A 22,906-nucleotide genomic window follows, 5' to 3' on the forward strand; every position below is an offset into this window, starting at 1 on the left:
TTGTGACAATGAACATCGCCGCTGATCGTAAGCTGTTCCTGGGTGCCCGGCTCAAACGTCTGCGGCGCGACCTCGGCTTGACCCAGACGGCCATGGCCGCCGACCTGGACGTTTCTCCAAGCTACCTCAATCACATAGAGCGCAACCAGCGCCCCGTGTCGGCCCAGCTGTTGCTGCGCCTCGCCGACACCTATGACGTCGATCTGCGAAGCCTGAACCAGGGCGTCGCCGCCGACGAGGCGCGGCTGACCGAAATCCTGGCCGACCCTCTGTTCAAGGGCCTGTCCGCGCCGCGCCATGAATTGGTGCAACTGCTGGAAGAGGCGCCCGGCGTCGCCGACGCCCTGCTGCGCCTCTACCAAGCCTTTGACGACGGCCGCACCCGCGCCCGTGCGGCGGCCGAAACCGGCGAGAGCCTGATCGAAACCAGCCCCGCCGAATGGGTGCGCGAATACCTTCAGTCGCGCGGCAACCACTTCTCCGAGCTGGACCAGATGGGCGAGGCCCTGTCCGACGCCTTGGCGGCCGATGCGCCCGTCCACGCCGACGGGTTCGAGCCCGCCGCACGCCACCGGCTGGCGGCCAAACACGACCTGGGCGTCCGCACCCTGCCGGCCGAGGTAATGGTGGAGTGGACCCGCCGCTACGACCTGCACCGCCGCCGTCTGCTGTTGTCCGAAACGCTCGGTCCCTCTTCGCGCGCCTTCGCCGTCGCCTATCAGTTGGCCTTGGTCGAACACGGCCCGGCCCTGCACGACATGGCCCAGGCCGCCAACGCCCCCGACGATGCGACGCGATCCTTGCTCAAGGTCGCCCTGACCAACACCCTCGCCGCAGCGACCCTGATGCCCTACGCCGCCTTCCAGCGCACGGCCGAGGACACAGGCTACGACCTGGCCCGGCTCCAGGCCCGGTTCGGCGTCAGCTACGAACAGGCCGCGCACCGCCTGACCACCCTGTCGCGCCCCACCGCGCGCGGCGTGCCCTTCTTCCTGATGCGGGTCGATCAGGCGGGCAACATCTCCAAACGCTATGCGGCCGGGGCCTTCCCCTTTTCGCGTTTCGGCGGGGCATGCCCGCGCTGGCGGCTGCATTCCGCCTTCCGTACGCCCGGCCGGATCGTCACCCAGATCATCGAGACGCCAGATGGTGGGCGCTGGTTCACATTCGCCCGCACCGTCGAACGCCAGGGCCACGACGGCTATGGCGAGAGCCACGACCTCGCCGTCGGCCTGGGCTGCGAACTGCGTCACGCGTCCCGTCTGGCCTATGCCCACGGCGTCGACCTGCAAAACCCAGAGGTGACGCCCATCGGTCCCGCCTGCCGCCTGTGCCACCGCCACCCCTGCGCCGAGCGCGCCGCCGCGCCCATCGATCGCCCGCTGGCGGTCGATGACTGGTCGAAGTCGGTGAGCCCCTATCCGTTCGCGGCGGCCTGACTTCCCCAGCCCGTCATCCTCGCCCTTGTGGCGAGGATCCAGAGTCCCGGTGTTTGTACTACGAGCACTGTCGTCGAAACCGGGAGTTTGGATCCTAGGGACAAGCCCTAGGATAACGAGACAGAGGGCAATTCACCGCCGTTGGTCGGCCGTGCGGTCGCGAATGGCGTTGAACTCGGCCGTCGGCTTCCACGCGGGCCAGCTTTCGCTGTCGGCCACCGTCAAGCCCAGCCGATACAGCAGGTCCAGATTCTGCAACGCCGCCGTGAAGTCGTAGTCGGCGCGCCATTCATCGCTGAGCTGGTGGTAGTCCTTCGCCATCGCCGCCTCGTAATAGGGTTTCCCGACCGCGATCCCGCCCTCGACGAAATCGCGGCCGGTCCACGGCATCAGGGCCGGCACCCCGCCCGCCGCGAAGTTGAAATGGTCCGAGCGGTAGTAGAAGCCCTCTTCGGGATAGCCGTCGCCCGTCACCACCCGACCCTGCACAGCGGCGAACCGCCCCAGGATGTCCTCCAGCTCCGACTTGCCGACCCCAAACACCGCCACATCCCGCGTCGCCGGCGTGAAGGGCAGCATGTCGATGTTGATGTCCGCCGCCGTCTTCGCCAGCGGATAGACCGGATCGGCGGCATAGGCCTCGGACCCCAGCAATCCCTGCTCCTCGGCCGTGACGTGCAGGAAGACCACGGTGCGTTTCGGCGCAGGCCCCGCCTTGAACGCGCGCGCCATCTCGATCAGGCCCGCCGTGCCCGAGGCATTGTCCCAGGCGCCGTTGAAGATGTCGTCGCCCTCGGCGTTCGGCGTCTTCGCCTTTCCGACGTGGTCCCAGTGGGCGGAGTAGAAGACATATTCGTCCGGCCGTTCCGTGCCGGGAATCTTAGCCAGCAGATTGTTGGAGTGGATGACCTCGGTCGTCTCGGCGATGTCCACGCTCAGCTGCGCGCCCAGATCGACGGCGCCGCCCAGGGCGCTCGTCTTGGCCCGCTCGACCGCGTCGGTCAGCGCCGCGCCGCCGATGGCCGTCGCGGCGGCCAGATTGATCGCCCCGGTGAAGCGCGGATCCTCAGCGCCCTTGACCGTCATCTGCGGCCGGGTCGCCCCGCCCACGGCGCGACGCCACCGGTTGTCCTGATCCTGAAGCGTGATGACCCCCACGGCTCCGCGCTTCAGGGCTTCTTGCGTCTTGTGGGTGGTCGAGCCGTAGAAGTTCGGATCCTCGCCCATCGACGTCGGCTGACCACGCAGCACGACTACGATCTTGCCCGTCAGGTCTGCATCGCCATAGTCGTCCCAGGTCGGCGCTGAAATGCCGAATCCAGCGAAGACCAGCGGCGCCTCGGCCTTCACGACGGGATCGGCCGAGCCGGCGCGCAGGGTGATGTCGGTCCCCGAAACCAGCGGATGCGAAACGCCGTCCGCCCCGGCCCACGACGCCGTCGGCGCCCGCTGCGGCGTGAACCGCACCAGATCGACCGGCTGCAGCCACGATCCGTCCCGACCGCCCGGCTCCAGCCCCATCGCCTCATACTGGGCCTGCAAATAGGCCAGCGTCAGCCGTTCTCCGACCAGGCCGGGGAACCGGCCCTCCATCTCGTCCGACGCCAGATATTTGATGTGGTCCGACAGGCGCTGGGCGCTGAACTGGGGCGTCGCGGCCGATGCGACGGCGAAGGCGTCGAGCCGGGGCGTCGGTACGGCGACTGGTGCAGTTGCGCAGGCGGCAAGGGCGAGCGCCGAGAAGGCGACGAAGGAAAAACGACGGAGGATCATGAGGCGCACTCAATAAGGACAACGACGAAAGGGCGGAGATATCTCTCCGCCCCCTGCTTCGATTTCTGCGGTTTAGCGGCGCTCGGACGCCGAAGTGGCGCGCACCGGGCCGAACTCCGACCCCGGCTTCCATTCCGGCCAGTCGCGACCGTTCGCCAGGGCGCGGCCGACGTCATAGAAGACCGTCAGGTCCTCGATCATGCCGCGATAGTCCCAGTCCGGCGACCATTCGTCCGCCGCCTGGTGATAGCGTTTGGCGCCGTATTCGGCTCGCGCCGCTTCACGCTCGGCGATCGGCGCATCGCGGAAGTCGCCTCGGCTGCCGGCATAGGCCATCGGCACACCGCGCTTGGCCAGGGGGAAGTGGTCGGAGCGATAGTAGGTGCCGGCCGCGTTCTCGTAATCGGGAACCAGGGTCCGACCCTGTAGCTGAATGGCCGCCGCCAGACGCTCGTCGAAGTCCGACTGACCATAGCCGGTGACGCCCAGGCCGGTGACGCGGCCATAGACGTTCATCGAATCCATATTGAAGCCGCCGACCGTCTTGGCCAACGGATAGACCGGATTGACGGCATAGTATTCCGAGCCCAGCAAACCGCTTTCCTCGCCGGTGAAGCTGATGATCACGATGGATCGATCGGTGCGCGGCGCGCCGCCGAACATCCGCGCCAACTCCAACAGGCCCGCCGTGCCCGAGGCGTTGTCCACCGCGCCGTTGAAGATGCGGTCGCCCGTCGCGTCCGGCTCGCCCATGCCGATATGGTCCCAGTGGGCGGTATAGAGGACCGTCTCGTCGGGATGGGTCGCACCCGGCAGGCGGGCGATAACATTGTGGCTGGTGACCTGATTGGTCGCCACGTCGAACTCGGTCGAGAAGGACGCGCCGGTCAGGGCGACGGGCTGGAAGTCGCGGCTGCGCGCCTGGACCTTCAGCGCCTCGAAATCGAGGCCGGCGCGGCGGAACAGATCGACGGCCACGTCACGCTGGATCCAGCCCTCCATCGACACGCGCTCGGCCGCCGCATTCTGGCGCAAGATGTCGAACTGCGGCACGCCCCACGAGTTGGCGACCGTTTGCCAGCCATACGAAGCCGGCGCCGTCTCGTGCACGATCAGCACGCCCGCCGCGCCGTGCTTGGCCGCCTCTTCGTATTTGTAGGTCCAGCGGCCGTAATAGGTCATGGCCTTGCCGCCGAAAGTGTCCAGCGCCGGCTCCTCGAAGTCGGCGTCGTTGACCAGCACGACCAGAATCTTGCCGCGCAGGTCCTGTCCCTTGAAGTCGTTCCACTGGCGTTCGGGCGCATCGATGCCGTAACCGACGAAGACCAGAGGTGCGTCCTTCAGGCTGACGTGCTCGGCCGGGCGGCGGGTCGAAATGGCGACCTCGCGCCCTTGGGTCATCGGCAGGGTCCAGTCGCCCAGCTTCAGCGAGGCCTGGACATTGGACTGGGTGAAGCGGTTCAGGATCACGTCCTGCGTCCACTGACCGTTTGGTCCGCCCGGCTCGAAACCGGCGGCGGCATAGCCTTCGCTCAGATAGCGCACGACCTTCTCTTCCGCCGGCGTGGCGATGCCGCGTCCCTCATAGCTGTCGTCCGACAGGGTCTTGATGTCCTGCGAAATCCGCTCGGCGTCGAAGACCGGGACGGTGTGAACCGCTGCGGGATCAGTTGCCGTGGCGCAGGCCGACAAGGCGGCGCCCGCCAACAGGACGGCGGCGAACGAAGAAACAAGACGCATGAACAGTGGCCCCACAGCCGAAAACGGATGAGGAACCCTAGGGGGCGATCACCCGACTGTCGACACAATCCCGCCCTTACGTCAGCCTTGGATTGCAGCCTCATGTGCATCGCAGGTCTTGGTCAAGGCCTCGCGGATGTCGGCATATCGTCCGCGAACAGCCAGATCACGTGCACCGGCGCAGTCGCCGCTAGCGATCATCCGATCAAGACGATCCGCAAGTTCGATCCGCTGGTTGATCACGACCTGACGCCAGCGCTGAATCTGATCACGCCGCTCGTTTTCGACGATCAGACGACGGTCATTGTCGTCGAACCGCGCCAGACCACCGCCCACCGCATAGATCACCTGCGAGTTCGACGATGTCGGAGTGGAAGATTGCGGCGCGGCCAATGTCGCCAACGCCAAAGCAAGAGCCGTCACAAACATGGTCATCTCCCAAGATCGTTGTTGGGATGTAGGCATACCATGCGAGCCTTTGCTACCTAGACGCGATGGAAACAACCCGCCGGCAAGCCGCTGATGTCCAGGCGTCTTAGAAGCCATTCGTCGCAAACGAAAAAGCCCGCCGAAGCGAACTTCGGCGGGCTAAAGATTTCGAACGGACGGCGACCCTTTAGTGGGCGACGCCCTTCCAGATCCGGCGGTAGGCGACGTAGGTGATGCCAGCGAACAGCAGCAGATAGATCAGCACGCCGAAGCCCGCCTGCTTGCGCTCGACCATCTTGGGTTCCGACGTCCAGGCGATGAAGGCCGCGACGTCCTTGGCGTATTGGTCCACCGTCTGGGGCGAACCGTCGTCATAGGTCACCTGCCCGTTCTGCAGGGGCGGCGGCATGGCGATGAAGCCGCCGGGCGGCACATCGTGATGATCGCCCGTCCAGAATGGCGTCAGGTCGCCGGCCATATAGGGGTTGTAGTGCTGGCCGTCGCGGATCTGCAGTCCGGCCGGCGGGGCCTTGTAGCCCGACAGCAGCGAATAGATGTAGTTGGCGCCGTCGTGACGGGCCTTGGCCATGACCGACAGGTCGGGCGGCGCGGCGCCGCCGTTGCCCGCCGCCGCCGCCGTAGCGTTCGGGTAAGGCGAGCGGAACTTGTCGGCCGGGGTGGCGTCGCGCTGGATCGCCTCGCCGGTCTCGCTGTCGATGTCGCCGACCTGCACTTCCTTGGCCAGGGCCTTCACGACAGGGTTGTCGTTCGGGTTCGGGTATTTCGGATTCCAGAACGGCCCGTGACGGTCGCCCAGGTTCCGATAGTGCATCAGGTTCATGCCGTGACAGGCGGCGCAGACCTCGTGATAGACCTTGTAGCCGCGTTGCAGCTGACCCTGGTCATAGGTTCCGAACGGCCCCTCGAAGCTGAAACCGCCCGAGCGCGGGTGGGCGGCGGCGCCGGCCGCCATGGCGGGGGCGGCGCTCATCAGGCCCAAACCCAGGCTCAGCACGATGGCGGCCGAGGCGATGATCTTTTTGATCGACACGGTCTTCATTCCAATCGTCATGACCCTCAGCCCTTCTGCTCGACGGCGTCCGCGCCGGTCAGCACCGGTTCGGAAATCGTCGCCGGGATCGGCAGCGGCTGCTCCTTCAATCCGACCAACGGCATGATGATCAGGAAGAAGGCGAAGTAATAGAGGGTGAACACCCGCGTCAGCCACAGGAAGGAGTTCAGGTCGCCGTCGATCAGGGTGAAGGTCTTGAACGACCCGATCACCGGCGCGTCAGGCAGCTGACCACCGCACCAGCCCAGACCCACGCCCACCACCAGGAATATGATGAAGAAGGTCCGCATCGTCGGACGGTAACGCATCGAGCGCACCTTGGACGTATCCAACCAGGGCAGGACGAACAACACGCCGATGGCGCTGAACATCGCCACCACGCCGCCGAACTTGTCCGGGATGGCGCGCAGGATCGCGTAGAAGGGCAGCATGTACCACTCGGGCACGATGTGCGCCGGCGTCACCAGCGGGTTGGCCGGGATATAGTTGTCGGCGTGGCCCAGGGCGTTCGGCTGATAGAAGACGAAGATCGCGAACAGGATCAGGAACAGGATGATCGCGAACCCGTCCTTGACCGTGAAATACGGGTGGAAGGGCAGCATGTCCTTCTTCTCCCGATCCTTGGGGATCAGGATGCCGACCGGGTTGTTCTGACCCGCAGCGTGCAGCGCCCAAAGGTGCAGCACGACGCAGCCCAGGATGGCGAAGGGAAGCAGATAGTGCAGCGAGAAGAAGCGGTTCAGCGTCGCATTGTCGATCGCCGGTCCGCCGCGCAGCCAGATCAGGATCGGCTCGCCCAGCACCGGAATGGCGCCGATCAGGTTGGTGATGACCTCCGCGCCCCAGAACGACATCTGGCCCCACGGCAGGACGTAGCCCAGGAAGGCGGTGGCGATCATCAGGAAGAAAATCACGCAGCCGATGATCCAGATCATCTCGCGCGGCGCCTTGTAGGAGCCGTAGTACAGCCCCCGCAGCATGTGCAGATAGACGGCGATGAAGAACATCGACGCGCCGTTGGCGTGAACGTAGCGCAGCAACCAGCCGCCGTTGACGTCGCGCATGATGCGCTCGACCGAGGCGAAGGCCAGATCGACGTTCGGCGTATAGTGCATGGCCAGAACGATGCCGGTGACGATCTGCGTCATCAGGCACAGGGCCAGGATGCCGCCGAAGGTCCACCAGTAGTTCAGGTTCCGCGGCGTCGGCAGGGACATGTAGTCCGCGCCGAAACGGATGATCGGCAGCCGGGTGTCCAGCCACTTCTCGACGCCCGTTTTCGGGACGTAGGTGCTCTCGTGATCGCTCATGATCCCCCCTTGGTCCTCAACCGATCTTGACGCGGGTGTCGGACAGGTAATCGTATTCCGGCACAACAAGGTTCAGGGGCGCAGGCCCCTTGCGAATACGGCCGGACGCATCGTAGTGCGAGCCGTGGCAGGGGCAGAACCAGCCGCCGAAATCGCCCGCGCCGAACGTCGGAACGCAGCCGAGATGGGTGCAGGAACCGACGACGACCAGATATTTCTCGTGACCCGGCTTGGTCCGTTCGGCGTCCGTCTGCGGCTGCTTCAGGTCCGAGGCGTGATCGTCCGCGATCACGCGCTGCAGCTCGGCCGGGGTGCGGTAACGCACGAACACCGGCTTGCCCTGCCATTTGATGACGACCTGCTGGCCTTCCTGAACCTTGGTCAGGTCGAACTCGATCGACGCCAGGGCCAGGGTGTCGGCGGCCGGGTTCATCTGATTGATCAGCGGCCAGGCGATCATCGCCCCCGCGCCGACCGCCGCAGCGCCCGCTGCGATGTAGATGAAGTCACGACGATTAGGATCACCGCCCTCGGGGCTGTGAGTGTCTTCGGTATGCACGACCGATTCGGCCACGTTTCCACCTCTCGAACGCCGCGGAAGAAGCTCAGGAGCCTCTCCCAGCCACGGCACGAACCAACAATAGACGCCGGAAATCCCCGACGGCCCGAGACTTGCGCCCGTTCGACGCAAGCTGCTGACGTTTCTTGCGAAACGCTCGCAAACAGACCGCGACAAACCCCCTCGCCGCGCGTATGTCAGGCCTTAGAATGCGTCTCGCCCTTTTTCAACCGGACATTCCTCAGAACGTCGGAGCCTGCATCCGATTGTCGGCCTGTTTCGGCGTCGATCTGCACGTGATCGAGCCGACCGGCTTCCGGTTCGACGACCGCGCCATGAAGCGCGCGGCCCTTGATTACGGCCCCCTGTCGCACATGACCCGCCATGCCGATTGGGAGGCTTTCCAGGCCGATCGTCCCGCCGGACGGCTGGTTCTGTTCACAACGCGCGGCGCCACGCCCCTGCCCGACTTCGTCTTCCAGCCTGACGACGTGCTTCTGTTTGGCAAGGAGAGCGCCGGCGCCCCCGACTACGTCCACGCCGCCGCCGACGCTCGCGTCGTCGTGCCGCTGCGCCCCGCCGCCCGCTCGCTAAACCTCTCCGTCACCGCCGGCATCGCCCTGTGGGAAGGCCTGCGCCAGACCGGCGGGATCGGATAAACGGCGTTTACCTCGTCTGCTAAGGCGCTCTACAATCCTGCATTGATAGACAGACATCCCGAAGCTTAGACGAGGATGCAGATCACAATGGACACGGCTCCGACCTTGGTGGCGATCGTCGCCTTTCTCGTGATCGTCGGTGGCTGGGAACTCAGCCGCAAACGAGGCAAGCGGCGTGCAGCACGACGCGCGGCCATCGCCAAGTTCAAGCCCGGCGCCAAGATCGCTATGCGGCCACAAATCGCGACGGCCCAACTCGATACGGTGATGGGCGCCGTCTTCCAGGCCCGACCCCTGATGTCCCGCGCCGAAGCTTCGGTCTTCTATGCCGCAGAACGGGCGATGAAGCGCCTCGACATCAAGGGGCGGGTGATGGCGCAGGTATGCCTTGGTGAGATTCTGCGATCACCAGACGACGACGCCTTTCGCGCGATCAACAGCAAGCGTGTCGATATCCTGATCATATCCAACGGCGGCTGGCCCCTGGCGGCCATCGAATATCAGGGCGAAGGTCATTATCAGGGCACAGCCTACGCGCGGGACGCCGTCAAGAAGGCCGCGCTGCAACGCGCTGGCGTGGCTTATGTTGAAGTGACGCCACAGCACAGCGCCGATGACATCGAACGCGACCTTGCTCGCGTCCTTCAGGCCCATGTCGCCGACAAGGTGTCGATGGCTCCTGCCTAAGGCTCCAGCCGCGCCATCGACGGCCGTTCGTCGGCCTTTGACGCCGCCACGGCCTCGACGGCCCGCATGACCCGCAACAGGTTCTCGCCGGCGATCTTGCGGATGTCCGCCTCAGTCCAGCCAGCTTCCATCAGCGCCGCCAGGATGCGCGGATAGGCGTCCACCCCGCCCATGCCCTCGGGCAGGCTGCCGATGCCGTCGAAATCGGCGCCCAGGCCGACATGGTCGATACCTGCGACCTCTCGCACATGCTGAATATGCGCCACCACGTCGGCCAGCGTCGCCTGCGGCGTCGGATTGGCAGTGGTCCAGGCGGTCAGTCCGGCCTCGACCGCGCCGGGATCGCCGGGGTTCAGCGTCTTCAGCCGCGCCTCTTCGCCCGCCTTGGCCCCGTTCCACGCCCGAACCCGTTCGGACACGAAGCCGGGCACCAGGTTGATCATCACGATGCCGCCGTCCTGGGGCATCATCCGCAGCACCCGGTCCGGCACGTTGCGCGGGTGATCCGTCACCGCCCGCGCCGACGAGTGGGAAAAGATCACCGGCGCATCAGAGACCCGCATGGCGTCCAGCATCGTCTCCTCGGAGACGTGGCTCAGGTCCACCATCATCCCCAGCCGGTTCATCTCCCTGATCACGTCTTCGCCGAACGGACTGAGCCCGCCCCATTTCGGCGCGTCCGTCGCGCTGTCGGCCCAGGTCGTGGTCTTGGAGTGAGTCAGGGTCATGTAGCGCGCGCCGGCCCGATAGAACTCCCGCAGCAGGGCCAGGGAATCGTCGATGGAATAGCCGCCCTCCATCCCGATCAGGCTGGCGATCCGGCCCGACTTGAACACCGCATCCACCTGATCCGCCGTGGTCGCCAGGCCGAAGGTCTCGGGATGGGCGGCGATGATCCGTTTCGCCGTGTCGATCTGTTCGAACGTCTCCTCGACAGCCTCCAGCGGCGTCAGGCTGGCGGGCACATAGACGGACCAGAACTGACCGCCGACGCCCCCGGCCCTCAGCCGCACGATGTCGGTATGAAGCTTGGTGGACGCCGCCAGATTTTTCGTCAAATCAACGGCATAAACGTCGTTCCCATACTGCTGCCTCAGCGCCCACGGCAGGTCGTTGTGCCCGTCGATCAGCGGCGTGGTCTTCAAGATCTCCATCACCCGCGCCTCGTCCGCCTCCTGGGCATGGGCCGCGCCTCCCACCGCGAGCGATATGACGGCGACGGAGACGAGACGACGGATCATGGGCAGGCTTCCTGAAAACGGCAGGCGGCCATTAGCGCCCGCGATTCCGCTTATGACAACCTGTCCGGATGACGCCGCCGCCGCGACGTGGTTCAAGCGCGCCATGAGCGACGCCGTCTTCTCCGATCCGCTCGACCTCAAGAAGGTCGAGACCCGCGCCTGGTTCGAACATCTGCGCGACCGCATCCATGCCGCCTTCGAGGCGCTGGAGGATGCCGCCCCTGCCGACCTGTTTCCCGGCGAGCCCGGCCGCTTCGTCCGCACCGCCTGGGACCGCACGGAAGGCGGCGGCGGCGTCATGGGCATGATGCATGGTCGCCTTTTCGAGAAGGTCGGCGTCCACGTCTCGACCGTCCACGGCAGCTTCCCCGCCGACTATGCGAAGACCGTGCCCGGCGCCGACGTCGATCCGCGCTTCTTCGCCACGGGCGTCAGCCTGATCTGCCATCCGGTCAGCCCACGCATCCCGGCGGTGCATATGAACACCCGTTTCATCGCCACGACCAAGAGCTGGTTCGGCGGCGGCGGCGACCTGACGCCCGTGCTGATGGCGGATCGTCGTCAGGATCACCCCGACACCGTCGCCTTCCACGCCGCCATGCAGGCCGCCTGCGACGCCCACGACCCGGACTGGCACGCCAAGTACAAGGCCTGGTGCGACGAGTATTTCTACCTGCCCCACCGCAAGGAGCCGCGCGGCACCGGCGGCGTCTTCTACGACCATCACGACAGCGGCGACTACGACCGCGACTTCGCCTTCACCCGCGACATCGGCCTGGCCTTCCTGGACGTCTATCCCCGCATCGTCGCCGCCCGCATGGCCGAGCCCTGGACGGCGGAAGAGCGCGAGGAACAACTGATCCGGCGCGGCCGCTACGTCGAGTTCAACCTGCTCTACGACCGCGGCACCATGTTCGGCCTGAAGACCGGCGGGAACGTCGACTCGATCCTGTCGTCCATGCCGCCGGTGGTGAAGTGGCCCTAACCCATCGCTTCCACGAACACATCCCCCGCTCGGCTGCGATACCGCTCCCTGTGCCTTAACAACCGGAACGGCCGTTCCGGTAGGGTGAAGGGTGCCGTCACCAGTCGTCCGGCCGCCACCGACGCATAGGCCACGCTTTCCGACAGGGCCGTCGCCCCCGCCCCCGCCTCCGCCGCCGCCAGCACGGCCTCGTTCGACGGCAGGGTCATCGACACCGACAGGGTCGCGGGATCGACCCCCATGCCCCGCACCGCCGCCTCCAGCGTCGACCGCGTTCCCGACCCGACCTCGCGCAGCACCCAAGGCTGGCCCGCCAGATCGCTCGCCTCCAAACGCCGTCGCGTCGCCCAGGGATGATCCGGCGTCACCAGCACCGCCAGCCGGTCCGACCCTACCTGAACCTGCGACAGGGCCGGTTCGTCCACCGCCCCCTCGACCAGGCCGATCTCGGCCGCGCCGCTCAGCACCGCCTGCGCCGCCTCGCGCGTGTTGCCGATCTCGACCGCCAGTTCGACGCCCGGATAGGCCGTGTGGAAATCCACCAGCCGGCGCGGCAGCCAGTAACTGGCGATGGTCTGGCTGGCGAACACCGCCAGCCGTCCGCGCCGCAGGGCGCTCATGTCCGCCAGCGCGGCTTCCGCCGCCGCTGCCCGCGCCAGCACCGCCTTCGCTTCGGGCAGGAAGGCCCGGCCGGTCTCGTTCAACACGACGCCCCGCCCGACCCGGTCGAACAGCCGCACGTCATGCTCGGCCTCCAGCGCCGCCAGCGCATTCGACACCGCCGACTGCGTCAGGTTCAGCGCCCGCGCCGCCGCCGTCACATGGTCGCGCTCGGCCACGGCGACGAAGATGCGCAGGCGTTCCAGGGTCACGATTAATCTCCAAATCGGATTGAAATGACCATAACTATCCGTTGGACCGCCGTCGAGAGCGGGCGCATCAGGCTTGACCATGAAGTCCGCCGCCCTGCCCGCGCCCGCGCACACGCCGTCACTGGCGTCGGCGACGGCGTTCGGACGGGCGATCCGCCCAGGCGTCATGCTGTGCCTGCTGGTCACCCTGGCGGCCATCGGCCTGACCAGCATCGAGCGCGACGTCATCGGCCATGTCTGGCTGGAGCCGCTGGTGCTTGCCATACTGCTGGGCGCCGCCGTCCGCACCGCCTGGACTCCCGATGTGCGGTTCAAGGCCGGCATCGACTTCTCGGCCAAGACCCTGCTGGAGGTCGCGGTGGTCCTGCTGGGCGCCTCGGTCAGCGCCGCGACCCTGTTGTCGCTGGGCGTATCTTTCGTCGTCGGAATCCTACTTTTGGTCGTCGTCGGAATCGTCGTCGGTTTCGGCGTCGGCCGCGCCCTGGGCCTGAACCCTCGCATGGCCCTCCTGATCGCCTGTGGCAACGCCATCTGCGGCAACTCCGCCATCGCCGCCGTGGCCCCCGTCATCGACGCTGACGGCGAAGAGGTCGCCGCCTCCATCGCCTTCACCGCCGTGCTCGGCGTGATTGTGGTGCTGACCCTGCCCTTGCTGGGCGGCCTGATCCATCTGAACGGCCTGCAATACGGCGCCCTGGCCGGCCTGACCGTCTATGCGGTGCCGCAGGTGCTGGCCGCCGCCGCCCCGTTCGGCGCCGTCGCAACTCAGACCGGCACGGTGGTCAAGCTGGTGCGCGTCCTGATGCTCGGCCCCGTCATCCTGGCCCTGTCGCTGATCTTCCGCGACCGCGCGCCGACGGCGGCCAAGTCCGGCCTCGCCCGCCTGCTGCCCTGGTTCATCGTCGGCTTCCTGATCATGATCGCTCTGCGCTCTTTGGACCTGATCCCCCAAGCCGCCCTCGCGCCGATGGCCGCCGCCTCCAGCCTGCTGACCGTCGTCGCCATGGCCGCCCTGGGCCTCCAGACCGACATCCGCGCCGTCGCCCGCGCCGGCGGCCGCGTCGTCGCCGCCGTCGTCCTGTCGCTGGGCGCCCTGGTGGTGCTGGCGCTGGTGCTGATCCGCCTCCTGGGCCTTTAGATTCCGCTGCCCTGATCCTCGACCGGCGGCGGGGTCAGCAGCAGGAAGGCGCGGATCCAGGCGGTCAGCACCGCCCGGTCGTTGGGCCGTTTCAGACTGTCGATCGCCTCGTCCGCCAGATCATGCGGGATGCGCGCCCCGCGCCGGCCCTCGATCAAGGCCGCCGCATAGTCCGGCTGGAACTCAGGGTGGCACTGGAACGACATCGCGTCCTGCCCCCAGGCCAGACCGGCGTAGGGGGTGAACCCGCTGGAGGCGATCACCCGCGCGTCGTCCGAGATCGCCGTCACCTGATCCTGGTGAGAGACCGGAATGGAGATGGTCCGCGCGCGCGGATGCATCCACGGCTCGTCGATTTGCACCTCGTAACGATGCAGCCCCACGCCCCAGCCCTTGTCCGACTTCTCGACCGCCCCGCCAAAGGCATGGGCCAGCGCCTGATGGCCGAAACAGATGCCCACCAGCCGCGTCCGCCCCCGCGCCGCCCTCAGCCACTCTACCAACTGCGGAATCCACGGCAGGTCGTCATAGACCCCCGCCGCCGAGCCGGTGACGATGGCGCCCTGAAACGCCGAAGGATCATCCGGCAGATGCCCCGACTGCACGTCGAACCGCGTCGTCGCCACGCCTTCGCCCAGCAGCGCCCGAAACCGCGCCGGATAGTCGTCGAAGTCGTCCTTCAGATGCTCGGGCGGGTGGCCGGTTTCCAGAATGGCGATGCGCGTCATGTGCGGAACCCTAGCCGATTGCGACCTGCGCGCCACCCGAAACACGGCCCAGCCATCCTAATCGCCGCGCGCAATCCCTTGGCGCACAAGGCTTTGCAGACTTCGTCACGCAATCGACCTACCGCACCTCTGACATGGGTTATGATGGTCGATCGGTCTTTGACATCGTCGCCCGCGGCCAAAAGTTGGACTCACTTGGACTCGTTGGACTGTTTTTTGGAGTCCAACTTTTCAGAAGGTCCAGATCTCTGCCCGCCCGCCGGCCTCGCCCAACGCTCCGGCGACCCAGCCGCAGATTTCGTTCGCGGCGGCCTCCGCACCCGCCGGCGGATTGACCACCACCAGGGCGCAGCCGTTCATCTTCATCGGATTGGTCAGGGGCCTCAGCCGCGCCTCCGCGACCAGGGTCGGCCCGGCCTTGCCCTGCAGCCGCCGGATGAAGCCGTCGAAGGTCTCCAGATCTTTCAGCGGGGTCCAGACAGCCACCGTCGCAGTTGGGTCGCCCCGCACCACCGCGGTCGCCGTCTCGGCCGAGCGCACATAATCGTCGGGCTTCTCGAATGGCGGATCGATCAGCACCATCGGCCCCCGAACCTTCGCCGCCTCCGCAACCACCGCCGCATAACCGTCGCCCTCGCGCGCCTCGGCGTTCTTCCGTCCCGCCAGCGCCTCGGCCAACATGGCCCGAACAGGCGGGTTCAGCTCGAACCCGACGTAGCGCCCGCCGTCCTTGAGCGCGTCGGCGATCAGCAGGGGCGACCCCGGATAATACCTTACGCCGCCGTCGGGATTGATCGCCGCCACCTCGTCCGCCAGCGCGTCCATCAGCGGGGATCGACCGTCAGCCGTGATCAGTCGCGCGACCCCGGCCTCGGCCTCCCTGGACCGCGTCCCGTCCCCTGACAGGTCGTACAGCCCCGCACCGGCATGGGTGTCGAACACCGTCAGCGGTCCCGCTGCCTGCTTCGTCTTTACCAGCCACAGGACCAGAGCGTGTTTGACCAAGTCGGCGAAGTTTCCGGCGTGAAAGCTGTGGCGATAGTTCATGCCGCCTCGTCCCGCGCCCTGTTCCCGCGGTCAAGCGGAACTCGCCGCCCCGGCCCCGCGTTCGTCGCTCGTCTTCGGCAAGCGGCTGAAAGACCAATGAAAAGGAAACGCGGCGGATGGCCGACGGATCGCACGCGTTCGACATCGACGCCCAGGTGCCTCAGGGTCTCAGCTATTGCAGCGACGAGTTCGCAGGCCTGACCCGTCGCCGCGCCGGCAAGGGCTGGTCGTATCGTGACGCAAAGGGCACGACCGTCACCGACGCCAAAGTCGTGGCCCGCATCCGCGCCCTGGCCATACCGCCCGCCTGGACCGACGTCTGGATCTGCCCGAAGGCCAACGGCCATATCCAGGCCACCGGCCGCGACGTGAAGGGCCGCAAACAGTATCGCTATCACAATGACTGGAGCACGGCCCGGTCTGAGAACAAGTTCGACAAGCTGCCCGCCTTCTCGCGCGCCCTGCCCAAACTGCGCGACAAGGTTGAGCACGATCTGGCCCTACGCGGTGTGTGCCGGGACAAGGTGCTGGCCACCGCCGTGCGCCTGCTGGAGATCACCCTGATCCGCGTCGGCAACTCCATCTACGCCAAACAGAACCGCAGCTACGGCCTGACCACCCTGCACAAGCGCCACCTTGAGGTGGACGGCTCGGCCCTGACGTTCGAGTTTCGCGGCAAGAGCGGCAAGGACCACAGCGTCAGCGTCAAGGACCGCCGCCTCGCCCGCGTGGTGCGTGAGTTGGAGGGTTTGCCCGGCCAGCAACTGTTCAAATACCGCTCGGCCGACGGCACGCTCTGCCCGGTCGATTCCGACGACGTGAACGCCTACATCCGCGAGGCGATGGGCGAGCAGTTCTCGGCCAAGGACTTCCGCACTTGGGCCGGCACCGTCTCGGCGGCGCGGGCGCTGCGCGACATGGAGGCGGCTTCGTCGCCCACCGACGCCAAGCGAAAGATCACCGTCTGCGTCAAGGCGGTCGCCGGCCTACTGGGCAACACGCCCACCGTCTGCCGCGCCTCCTACGTCCATCCCAAGGTCTTCGCCCTGTATGAAAGCGGCGCCATCGCCGACGTCCTGCCCGGTTCGGAGACCAAGGGTTTCGAAAAGGCGTTGATCAAACAGTTGCTTGCCGCCTGACCTCAGCCGATCTCATCGCTGGCGTTAGAAATCCCCATTTGATCACTAGGATTTAAGACCGTCCTCTTCCGTCTCGGCGCATCACGTCGCCGGAGGGGAACATGAGAACATCTGCAACCGCCCGACGCCTGCTGCCCGCCACGGCCATCCTCGCTTGCTTGGGCGCGCCCGCCATCGCCTTCGCCGCGCCTGACGAGCCCGTCGAGCCGCAGGTGAATACGCCCAGCGTCGCCAGCGTCGGCGACATCGTCGTCACCGCCCGACGGCGGGATGAGCGGGCGCAGGACGTGCCCATCGCCCTGACTGTCGTGAACGAGGAACTGCTGGACCGCACCGGCGCCTACAACATCGGCCAGATCACCCAGCTGGCGCCGAGCGTCCAATTGCTCAGCCCCAACGCCCGCAACACCGCCATCACCATCCGGGGCCTGGGCGCCAGCTATGGCTTGGCCAACGACGGGCTGGAACAGGGCGTCGGCATCTATATCGATCAGGTCTATTATAGCCGCCCCGCAACAGCGACGCTGGACTTCGTGGACATCGAGCGGATCGAGATCCTGCGCGGACCGCAGGGGACGCTGTTCGGCAAGAACACCACCGCCGGCGCCCTGAACATCATCACCCGCGCGCCCAGCTTTACGCCGGAGGCTCAGGGCGAAGTCAGCATCGGCGACTACGGCTTCCTGCAGGCCAAGGGGTCGGTGTCGGGTCCGCTGATCGACGAAAAGCTGGCCGCCCGCCTGTCCTTCGTCTCGACCCGCCGCGACGGCCTGGTGGACAATGTCACCGTCGGCCGCGAGCAGAACGCTCAGGACTCCATCAGCCTGCGCGGCCAACTGCTGTTCCAGCCGACGGACAGGCTGACCGTCCGCCTGTTCGCAGACTATTCGGACCAGACGCCCGACTGCTGCACCCAACTGTATGTCCGCGTCGGCGAGACCGCCAAGCCCGTCAATCTCCGTTTCCCGGCCCTTGCCGCAGGTCTGGGCTATACGCCCGGCAGCACCAATCCCTACGACAGGATCGCCGATGTCGACGGTGCGATCGCCGCCGATCAGATCCAGCGCGGCTTCTCGGCCATCGTCGACTACGATTTCGGCTGGGCCACCCTGACCTCGGTCTCGGCCTGGCGGGCGTGGGACTGGCGTCCGGCCAACGACCGCGACTACACGGCCTTGGACATCACGCGGCAGTCCGCCAACCCATCAGACCAAGACCAGTGGAGCCAGGAGTTCCGCCTGTCCTCCAACGGCGCCAACCGCATCGACTGGACCGTCGGCGCCTACGCTTTCCACCAGGCGGTCGAGACCCACGGCGTCACCGAATACGGCCGCGACGCCTCCTACTGGCTGACCACCGTCCGCGACCCTGTCACCAATGCCCTCGTTCCGGGGACGAACCCCGGCCTGCTCGAAGGCTACGAGGTGTTCAACGACTCGCGGATCGAGACCGACTCGCTGGCGGTCTTTGGTCAGTTGACCTGGAACATCACCGACCGGCTGCATCTGACACCCGGCCTGCGCTACACCCATGAGGAAAAGGACGGCGCCTATGTCTCGACCGTCACCGGTGGCGGTCCCGGCAGCGCCGCCGATCTGACCCGCAGGCTCGGTGTCGCCCGGCCCCAGGCCTATGCCGCCGACATCTCCGACGGAGACCTGTCTGGACAGGTGGCCCTGTCCTACGATTTCTCGGACACAATCCTCGCCTATGGCTCGTTCGCGCGGGGCTACAAGTCCGGCGGCATCAACATGGCCGGCATCCCCAACCTGCCCGACGGCACGCCCGCACTTACCAACGCCGTGGTCGAGCCCGAGGTGGTCACCACCTATGAGCTGGGCCTCAAGACCCAGCTGTTCGACAAGCGGGTGACCGCCAACCTGGCCGCTTATCGCACCGATGTCGAAGACTATCAGGCCAATGTCGTCGACACCGGCCCCGGCGCGCTGCGCGGCTACCTGGCAAATGCAGACAAGGTGGAAATCCAGGGCATCGAACTCGACGCCTTTGCCCGGCCGGCGCCGTGGCTGGACGCCTATGCCAACATCGCCTGGACGGACGCCAAATACGCAAGCTTCACCAACGGCCCCTGCCCGCTGGAGTCGATCGGCACATCCACCCTGGCCTGCGACCTGTCGGGCGAGGATCTGCCGGGCGTCTCGCCCTGGGCCGGATCGATCGGCGGCGAACTGCATCGTGACGTGCAAGGCCTGGGTCAGGCCGGCGAGGCCTATTTCGGCGCCGACGCCAGCTATCGCTCGACCTACAACGCCGACGCTGCCGTCTCGCGTCATACCGAGATCGAGGGCTACAGCATCGTCAACCTGCGCGCCGGCTTCCGGTCCGACAACGGCTGGGAGGCCTTCGTCTTCGTCAAGAACGCCTTCGACGAAGACTATCTCCAACTGCTGACGGTCCAGGCCGGCAACTCGGGCCTTGTGCTGGGCACGCCCGGCGATCCGCGCACCGTGGGAATCACCCTGCGGGCGCGGTACTGACGAGACATGTCTCCTCCCCACCGCGTGGGGAGGTGGCGCGGCGCTTCTTCGGCGCCGTGACGGAGAGGTTCTTGCCGCATCACTGGCACCTGTGGGACTTCAAGAGCCCCTCCACCACGCTACGCGCGGTCCCCCTCCCCGCTTCGCAGGGAGGAGACGCTGGTTCTCAGGCGGCCTTGTCCCAGTCCAGCACCACCTTGCCCGACTGCCCCGACTTCATCGCTTCGAAGCCTTCGCGATAGTCGGCATAGCCCAGGCGGTGGGTGATCAGGGGGCTGAGGTCCAGGCCGGCTTTCAGCAGGCCCAGCATCTTGCGCCAAGTGGTGAACATCTCGCGGCCGTAGACGCCCTTGATCGTCAGGGCCTTCAGGATGATGGCGCCCCAGTCGGTTTCCATCGGCTTGGACGGAATGCCCAGCATGGCCATGCCGCCGCCCATGATCAGGGTGTCGACGCATTGTTTGAAGGCGATGGGGGAGCCGGACATCTCCAGCGCCACGTCGAAGCCGACCTTGAGGCCCAGCTCCTTCATCACGTCGTGGATGTCTTCCTTGGTCGTGTTCACGGTGCGGACGCCCGGCGCCACCTTCTGCGCCAACTCCAGCCGGAAGTCGTTGATGTCGGTCAGGACCACGGTGCGCGCGCCCGCATGACGGGCCACGGCGGCCGCCATCATGCCGATGGGGCCGGCGCCGGTGACCAGGACGTCCTCGCCCAGCAGGTCGAACTGCTGCGCCGTGTGAACCGCATTGCCGAACGGATCCAGGATCGAGCCGATCTCATAGGGGACGTCGTCGGGCAGTTCGATGACGTTGAAGGCGGGGGCGACCACGAACTCGGCGAAGGCGCCCTGGCGGTTCACGCCGATGCCGCGCGTATGCGGGTCCAGGTGGAAGTGGCCGGCGCGTGCCGCCTCGGAGTTTAGGTCGATGACATGCCCCTCGGCCGAGACGCGCTGGCCGATCTTGAGCGGGCGATCCACGTCCTTGCCGATGGCGACAATCTCGCCGGCGAACTCGTGGCCGGTGATCATCGGGGTCGGGACGTTCTTCTGGGACCACTCGTCCCAATTCCAGATGTGGATGTCGGTGCCGCAGACGGCGGTGCGGTGCACGCGGATCAGCACGTCCTCGGGTCCCGCCTCGGGGACCGGAGCGTCGATCAGTTCGAGGCCGACGCCGGGCGCGGTCTTGGCCAGGGCTTTCATTGTTTCAGCCATGATGGCGTCTCCTGAAAAACTCTAAGATCGTCATCCTAGGCCTTGTGCCTAGGATCCATAAACTCCGTCGCGAACGGTGCGCACCGGCGAAAACCGGGAGTATGGATCCTCGGGACAAGCCCGAGGATGACGGGAATAATGTGGCGACGGTGACGGGCGCAGGCGTCAGATAACGCCCAACTCCCGGCCCGCCTGGGTGAAGGCCGCGACCGTCTGGTCGATCTGGTCGAAGGTGTGGGCGGCCGACATCTGGGTGCGGATGCGGGCCTGGCCGCGCGGGACGACGGGGAAGCTGAAGCCGATGACGTAGACGCCCAGCTCCAGCGCGCGGGCGGCGAAGTCCTGGGCCAGCTTGGCGTCGCCCAGCATGACCGGGATGATCGGGTGTTCGCCGTCCAGCAGGGTGAAGCCCGCGTCGGCCATGGCGCCCCGATAGCGGTGGGCGTTGGCCGACAGGCGGGTGCGCAGGGCGTCGCCCTCGGCGCCTTGGGCGATGCGGATGGCTTCCAGGCTGGAGCCGCAGACGGCGGGCGCGAGAGCATTGGAGAAGAGGTAGGGGCGCGCGCGCTGTTTCAGCAGTTCGACCACCGACTTCCTGGCGCAAATGAAGCCGCCCATGGCGCCGCCAAGCGCCTTGCCGAAGGTGCCGGTGACGAAGTCCACCTCGACCCCGTGGTGGGCGAAAGAGCCCTTGCCCTGCGGACCCAAAAAGCCCGTCGCGTGGCAGTCGTCCACCATGATAAGGGCGCCGTACTGGTCGGCCAGGGCGCGGATCTGATCCAGCTTGGCGATATAGCCGTCCATCGAGAAGGCGCCGTCGGTGGCGATGATGATGTCGCGGGCCCCGGCGGCACGGGCCTCTTTCAGCCGAGTTTCCAGCTCGTCCACGTCCGAGTTGGCGAACCGATAGCGTTTGGCCTTGCACAGCCGCACGCCGTCAATGATTGACGCGTGGTTAAGGCTGTCCGAGACGATGGCGTCGTTCTCGCCCAGCAGGGGTTCGAACAGGCCGCCGTTGGCGTCGAAGGCGGCGGCGAACAGGATGGCCTCCTCGAAGCCGAGATAGCCGGCGATGGCGGCTTCGAGTTCCTTGTGGATTTCCAGGGTGCCGCAGATGAAGCGGACCGAGGCGGTGCCCGCGCCCCATTTGTTCTGCGCGGCTATCCCGGCCTGGGTGACGCGTTCGTCGCCGGCCAGGCCCAGATAGTTGTTGGCGCAGAAGTTCAGCACGTCACGGCCGGCGACCTGGATCACCGGTCCCTGACGCGAGGCGATGATGCGTTCGGGCTTGGTCAGGCCTTGGGCGTCGATGTCGGTCAGCTCGGCGGAGACGCGGTCATAGAATGTCTGAGTCATGGTCGCGACCTACGCCGATTTCCGATCCGTTTCCACCCGCATCAGGTCGCCGGTTGAGGGTCCGCCTCGGCGCGGATGGGGCTGACGCGGATCTTGCCGCCGCACGGCTGGAACTCGAACGGCAGGCTGACCGCGGCGGTGTCGCCCGGCGCGGTCATACGCAGGGTCGCCACGTTGGGGCAGGACTTCTGCATCGTCTCGTCCGGGACTACATTCCAGGCCGTTTCAAAATAGGCCTTGGCTTGCGGCGCGATCTCGACAGGGGTCGGCGCCTGGCCCTGACGGAAATAGCTGCCGGGGCTCTGGTCGGCGCGGATCGAGGTCACGGCGCGGCCCCGCGCATCCTGTAACGTCACACCGGGATAGCCAGTCAGGCTGCAGGCCTGCGTCCCGACGTTCTGGAGGCTGAAGTTACGCACCCGATTGCCCGCGCCTGCGTCGCCGCCCTCGGCTGTCATCTTCAACTGCGGCCCCTTGCATGGCAGGGAGGCCGGCAGCACCCCGCCCGGCGCAGGCGTCGGGGTCTGGCCGGGCGTCGGCATCGGCGCGGGCGTCATGGCGACACCGGCCGCCGCGATCGGCCGCGAGCACCGCTCCAGCACCGCCACGCCGGTCGTGCCGTCCGGGCCAAGGCGGCTCAGCGTGCCGCTTTCCTGACCGTCGCGCGTCGCCGTCCACCATTCCACGCCCGCCCCGACATAGCGCGCGCCGCTGGCCGCCTGGACCGACCGCAAAGCGTAGGTCTGGGTCTTGTAGAGGAGCTGCGCCGTGTTGCTGTCGGCATACTGAACCTGCAACGTCGCGCCGCTTTCGCAGGCATAGCCGACCGATGGCGCGCTGGACGTCGGCGCGGCTTGCGGCTCGACAGGCGCGGTGGGCTGCTCCGGTTCACCCTGCGAACAGGCAGACATGCCGGTCAGGGCGGCGATGGCGACGAAAGCGGTCAGGCGGCGCATCATGGTGAAGTCTCTCCCATTCGGTTCAGCAACGGTCAAGCTGGCGAAAGGCTCCGCCG

Annotated in this window: 20 protein-coding genes; 7 read left to right on the plus strand and 13 right to left on the minus strand. The window is 66.7% G+C overall.

Annotated features, from left to right (window positions below; genetic code table 11):
• Positions 1–8: 8 nt before the first annotated feature.
• Positions 9–1,439 (plus strand): helix-turn-helix domain-containing protein, encoded by a 1,431-nt coding sequence (locus ACZZZD_RS05715; protein WP_463433433.1) that lies wholly within the window; start codon positions 9–11, stop codon positions 1,437–1,439.
• A 132-nt stretch (positions 1,440–1,571) separates the two neighbouring features.
• Here the strand turns inward: ACZZZD_RS05715 and ACZZZD_RS05720 are convergent, their stop codons facing one another.
• The 6 genes from ACZZZD_RS05720 to petA form a co-directional block, all read right to left on the minus strand.
• Positions 1,572–3,212, minus strand: a complete 1,641-nt coding sequence (locus ACZZZD_RS05720) for a M28 family peptidase (RefSeq protein WP_463433435.1) — start codon at positions 3,210–3,212, stop codon at positions 1,572–1,574.
• A gap of 72 nt (positions 3,213–3,284) precedes the next feature.
• A complete protein-coding gene (locus ACZZZD_RS05725) occupies positions 3,285–4,952 on the minus strand; it encodes a M28 family metallopeptidase (RefSeq protein ID WP_463433437.1) in 1,668 nt (555 codons plus the stop codon).
• An 81-nt stretch (positions 4,953–5,033) separates the two neighbouring features.
• Positions 5,034–5,498 carry a hypothetical protein gene (locus ACZZZD_RS05730; protein ID WP_463433439.1) on the minus strand — a complete coding sequence of 155 codons (465 nt, stop codon included), beginning with the start codon at positions 5,496–5,498 and terminating at the stop codon, positions 5,034–5,036.
• A gap of 70 nt (positions 5,499–5,568) precedes the next feature.
• Entirely contained in the window at positions 5,569–6,453 is an 885-nt protein-coding gene (locus ACZZZD_RS05735; protein ID WP_463433441.1) for a cytochrome c1, read from the minus strand.
• Positions 6,454–6,458: 5 nt separating this feature from the next.
• Positions 6,459–7,763 carry a cytochrome b gene (locus tag ACZZZD_RS05740; protein ID WP_463433443.1) on the minus strand — a complete coding sequence of 435 codons (1,305 nt, stop codon included), beginning with the start codon at positions 7,761–7,763 and terminating at the stop codon, positions 6,459–6,461.
• Positions 7,764–7,779: 16 nt separating this feature from the next.
• A complete protein-coding gene (gene petA, locus ACZZZD_RS05745; RefSeq protein ID WP_463433445.1) occupies positions 7,780–8,337 on the minus strand; it encodes a ubiquinol-cytochrome c reductase iron-sulfur subunit in 558 nt (185 codons plus the stop codon).
• Positions 8,338–8,531: 194 nt separating this feature from the next.
• Between petA and ACZZZD_RS05750 the strand changes: the two genes are divergently transcribed.
• On the plus strand, positions 8,532–8,981 hold the full coding sequence (locus tag ACZZZD_RS05750; protein WP_463433447.1) for a tRNA (cytidine(34)-2'-O)-methyltransferase: 450 nt from the start codon (positions 8,532–8,534) through the stop codon (positions 8,979–8,981).
• A 75-nt stretch (positions 8,982–9,056) separates the two neighbouring features.
• Positions 9,057–9,668: a DUF2726 domain-containing protein gene (locus ACZZZD_RS05755; RefSeq protein ID WP_463433449.1), complete on the plus strand. Its 612-nt coding sequence runs from the start codon at positions 9,057–9,059 to the stop codon at positions 9,666–9,668.
• Here ACZZZD_RS05755 and ACZZZD_RS05760 read toward each other — a convergent pair.
• Positions 9,665–10,909 (minus strand): dipeptidase, encoded by a 1,245-nt coding sequence (locus ACZZZD_RS05760; protein ID WP_463433451.1) that lies wholly within the window; start codon positions 10,907–10,909, stop codon positions 9,665–9,667. The genes ACZZZD_RS05755 and ACZZZD_RS05760 overlap by 4 nt on opposite strands.
• A gap of 103 nt (positions 10,910–11,012) precedes the next feature.
• On the opposite strand from ACZZZD_RS05760, the gene hemF reads away from it, so the two are divergent.
• Positions 11,013–11,894: an oxygen-dependent coproporphyrinogen oxidase gene (gene hemF / locus ACZZZD_RS05765; protein WP_463436092.1), complete on the plus strand. Its 882-nt coding sequence runs from the start codon at positions 11,013–11,015 to the stop codon at positions 11,892–11,894.
• On the opposite strand, the gene ACZZZD_RS05770 is transcribed toward hemF, so the two are convergent.
• Positions 11,891–12,766 (minus strand): LysR family transcriptional regulator, encoded by an 876-nt coding sequence (locus tag ACZZZD_RS05770; protein ID WP_463433453.1) that lies wholly within the window; start codon positions 12,764–12,766, stop codon positions 11,891–11,893. The two genes, hemF and ACZZZD_RS05770, sit on opposite strands and share 4 nt — an antisense overlap.
• A 79-nt stretch (positions 12,767–12,845) precedes the next feature.
• Between ACZZZD_RS05770 and ACZZZD_RS05775 the strand changes: the two genes are divergently transcribed.
• Positions 12,846–13,904, plus strand: a complete 1,059-nt coding sequence (locus ACZZZD_RS05775; protein ID WP_463433454.1) for a YeiH family protein — start codon at positions 12,846–12,848, stop codon at positions 13,902–13,904.
• Here ACZZZD_RS05775 and ACZZZD_RS05780 read toward each other — a convergent pair.
• Positions 13,901–14,632, minus strand: a complete 732-nt coding sequence (locus ACZZZD_RS05780) for a glutamine amidotransferase-related protein (RefSeq protein ID WP_463433456.1) — start codon at positions 14,630–14,632, stop codon at positions 13,901–13,903. The genes ACZZZD_RS05775 and ACZZZD_RS05780 overlap by 4 nt on opposite strands.
• A gap of 231 nt (positions 14,633–14,863) precedes the next feature.
• On the minus strand, positions 14,864–15,679 hold the full coding sequence (rlmJ, locus tag ACZZZD_RS05785; RefSeq protein WP_463433458.1) for a 23S rRNA (adenine(2030)-N(6))-methyltransferase RlmJ: 816 nt from the start codon (positions 15,677–15,679) through the stop codon (positions 14,864–14,866).
• A 116-nt stretch (positions 15,680–15,795) separates the two neighbouring features.
• On the opposite strand from rlmJ, the gene ACZZZD_RS05790 reads away from it, so the two are divergent.
• Together ACZZZD_RS05790 and ACZZZD_RS05795 are read left to right on the plus strand one after the other, a co-directional pair.
• Positions 15,796–16,818, plus strand: coding sequence for a DNA topoisomerase IB (locus ACZZZD_RS05790; protein ID WP_463433460.1), 1,023 nt, complete (start codon positions 15,796–15,798; stop codon positions 16,816–16,818).
• Between the two features lie 101 nt (positions 16,819–16,919).
• Entirely contained in the window at positions 16,920–19,316 is a 2,397-nt protein-coding gene (locus tag ACZZZD_RS05795) for a TonB-dependent receptor (protein ID WP_463433462.1), read from the plus strand.
• Positions 19,317–19,482: 166 nt separating this feature from the next.
• Here the strand turns inward: ACZZZD_RS05795 and tdh are convergent, their stop codons facing one another.
• From tdh to ACZZZD_RS05810, 3 genes are all read right to left on the minus strand, one after another.
• The gene (gene tdh / locus ACZZZD_RS05800) at positions 19,483–20,535 is read right to left on the minus strand and encodes an L-threonine 3-dehydrogenase (protein WP_463433464.1); all 1,053 of its coding nucleotides are present in this window, start codon (positions 20,533–20,535) and stop codon (positions 19,483–19,485) included.
• Positions 20,536–20,700: 165 nt separating this feature from the next.
• Positions 20,701–21,891, minus strand: coding sequence for a glycine C-acetyltransferase (locus ACZZZD_RS05805; RefSeq protein WP_463433466.1), 1,191 nt, complete (start codon positions 21,889–21,891; stop codon positions 20,701–20,703).
• Between the two features lie 41 nt (positions 21,892–21,932).
• Positions 21,933–22,850, minus strand: a complete 918-nt coding sequence (locus tag ACZZZD_RS05810; RefSeq protein ID WP_463433468.1) for a DUF4232 domain-containing protein — start codon at positions 22,848–22,850, stop codon at positions 21,933–21,935.
• Positions 22,851–22,906 lie beyond the last annotated feature (56 nt).

It is taken from the genome of Brevundimonas sp. AC546 (genome assembly GCF_979258305.1).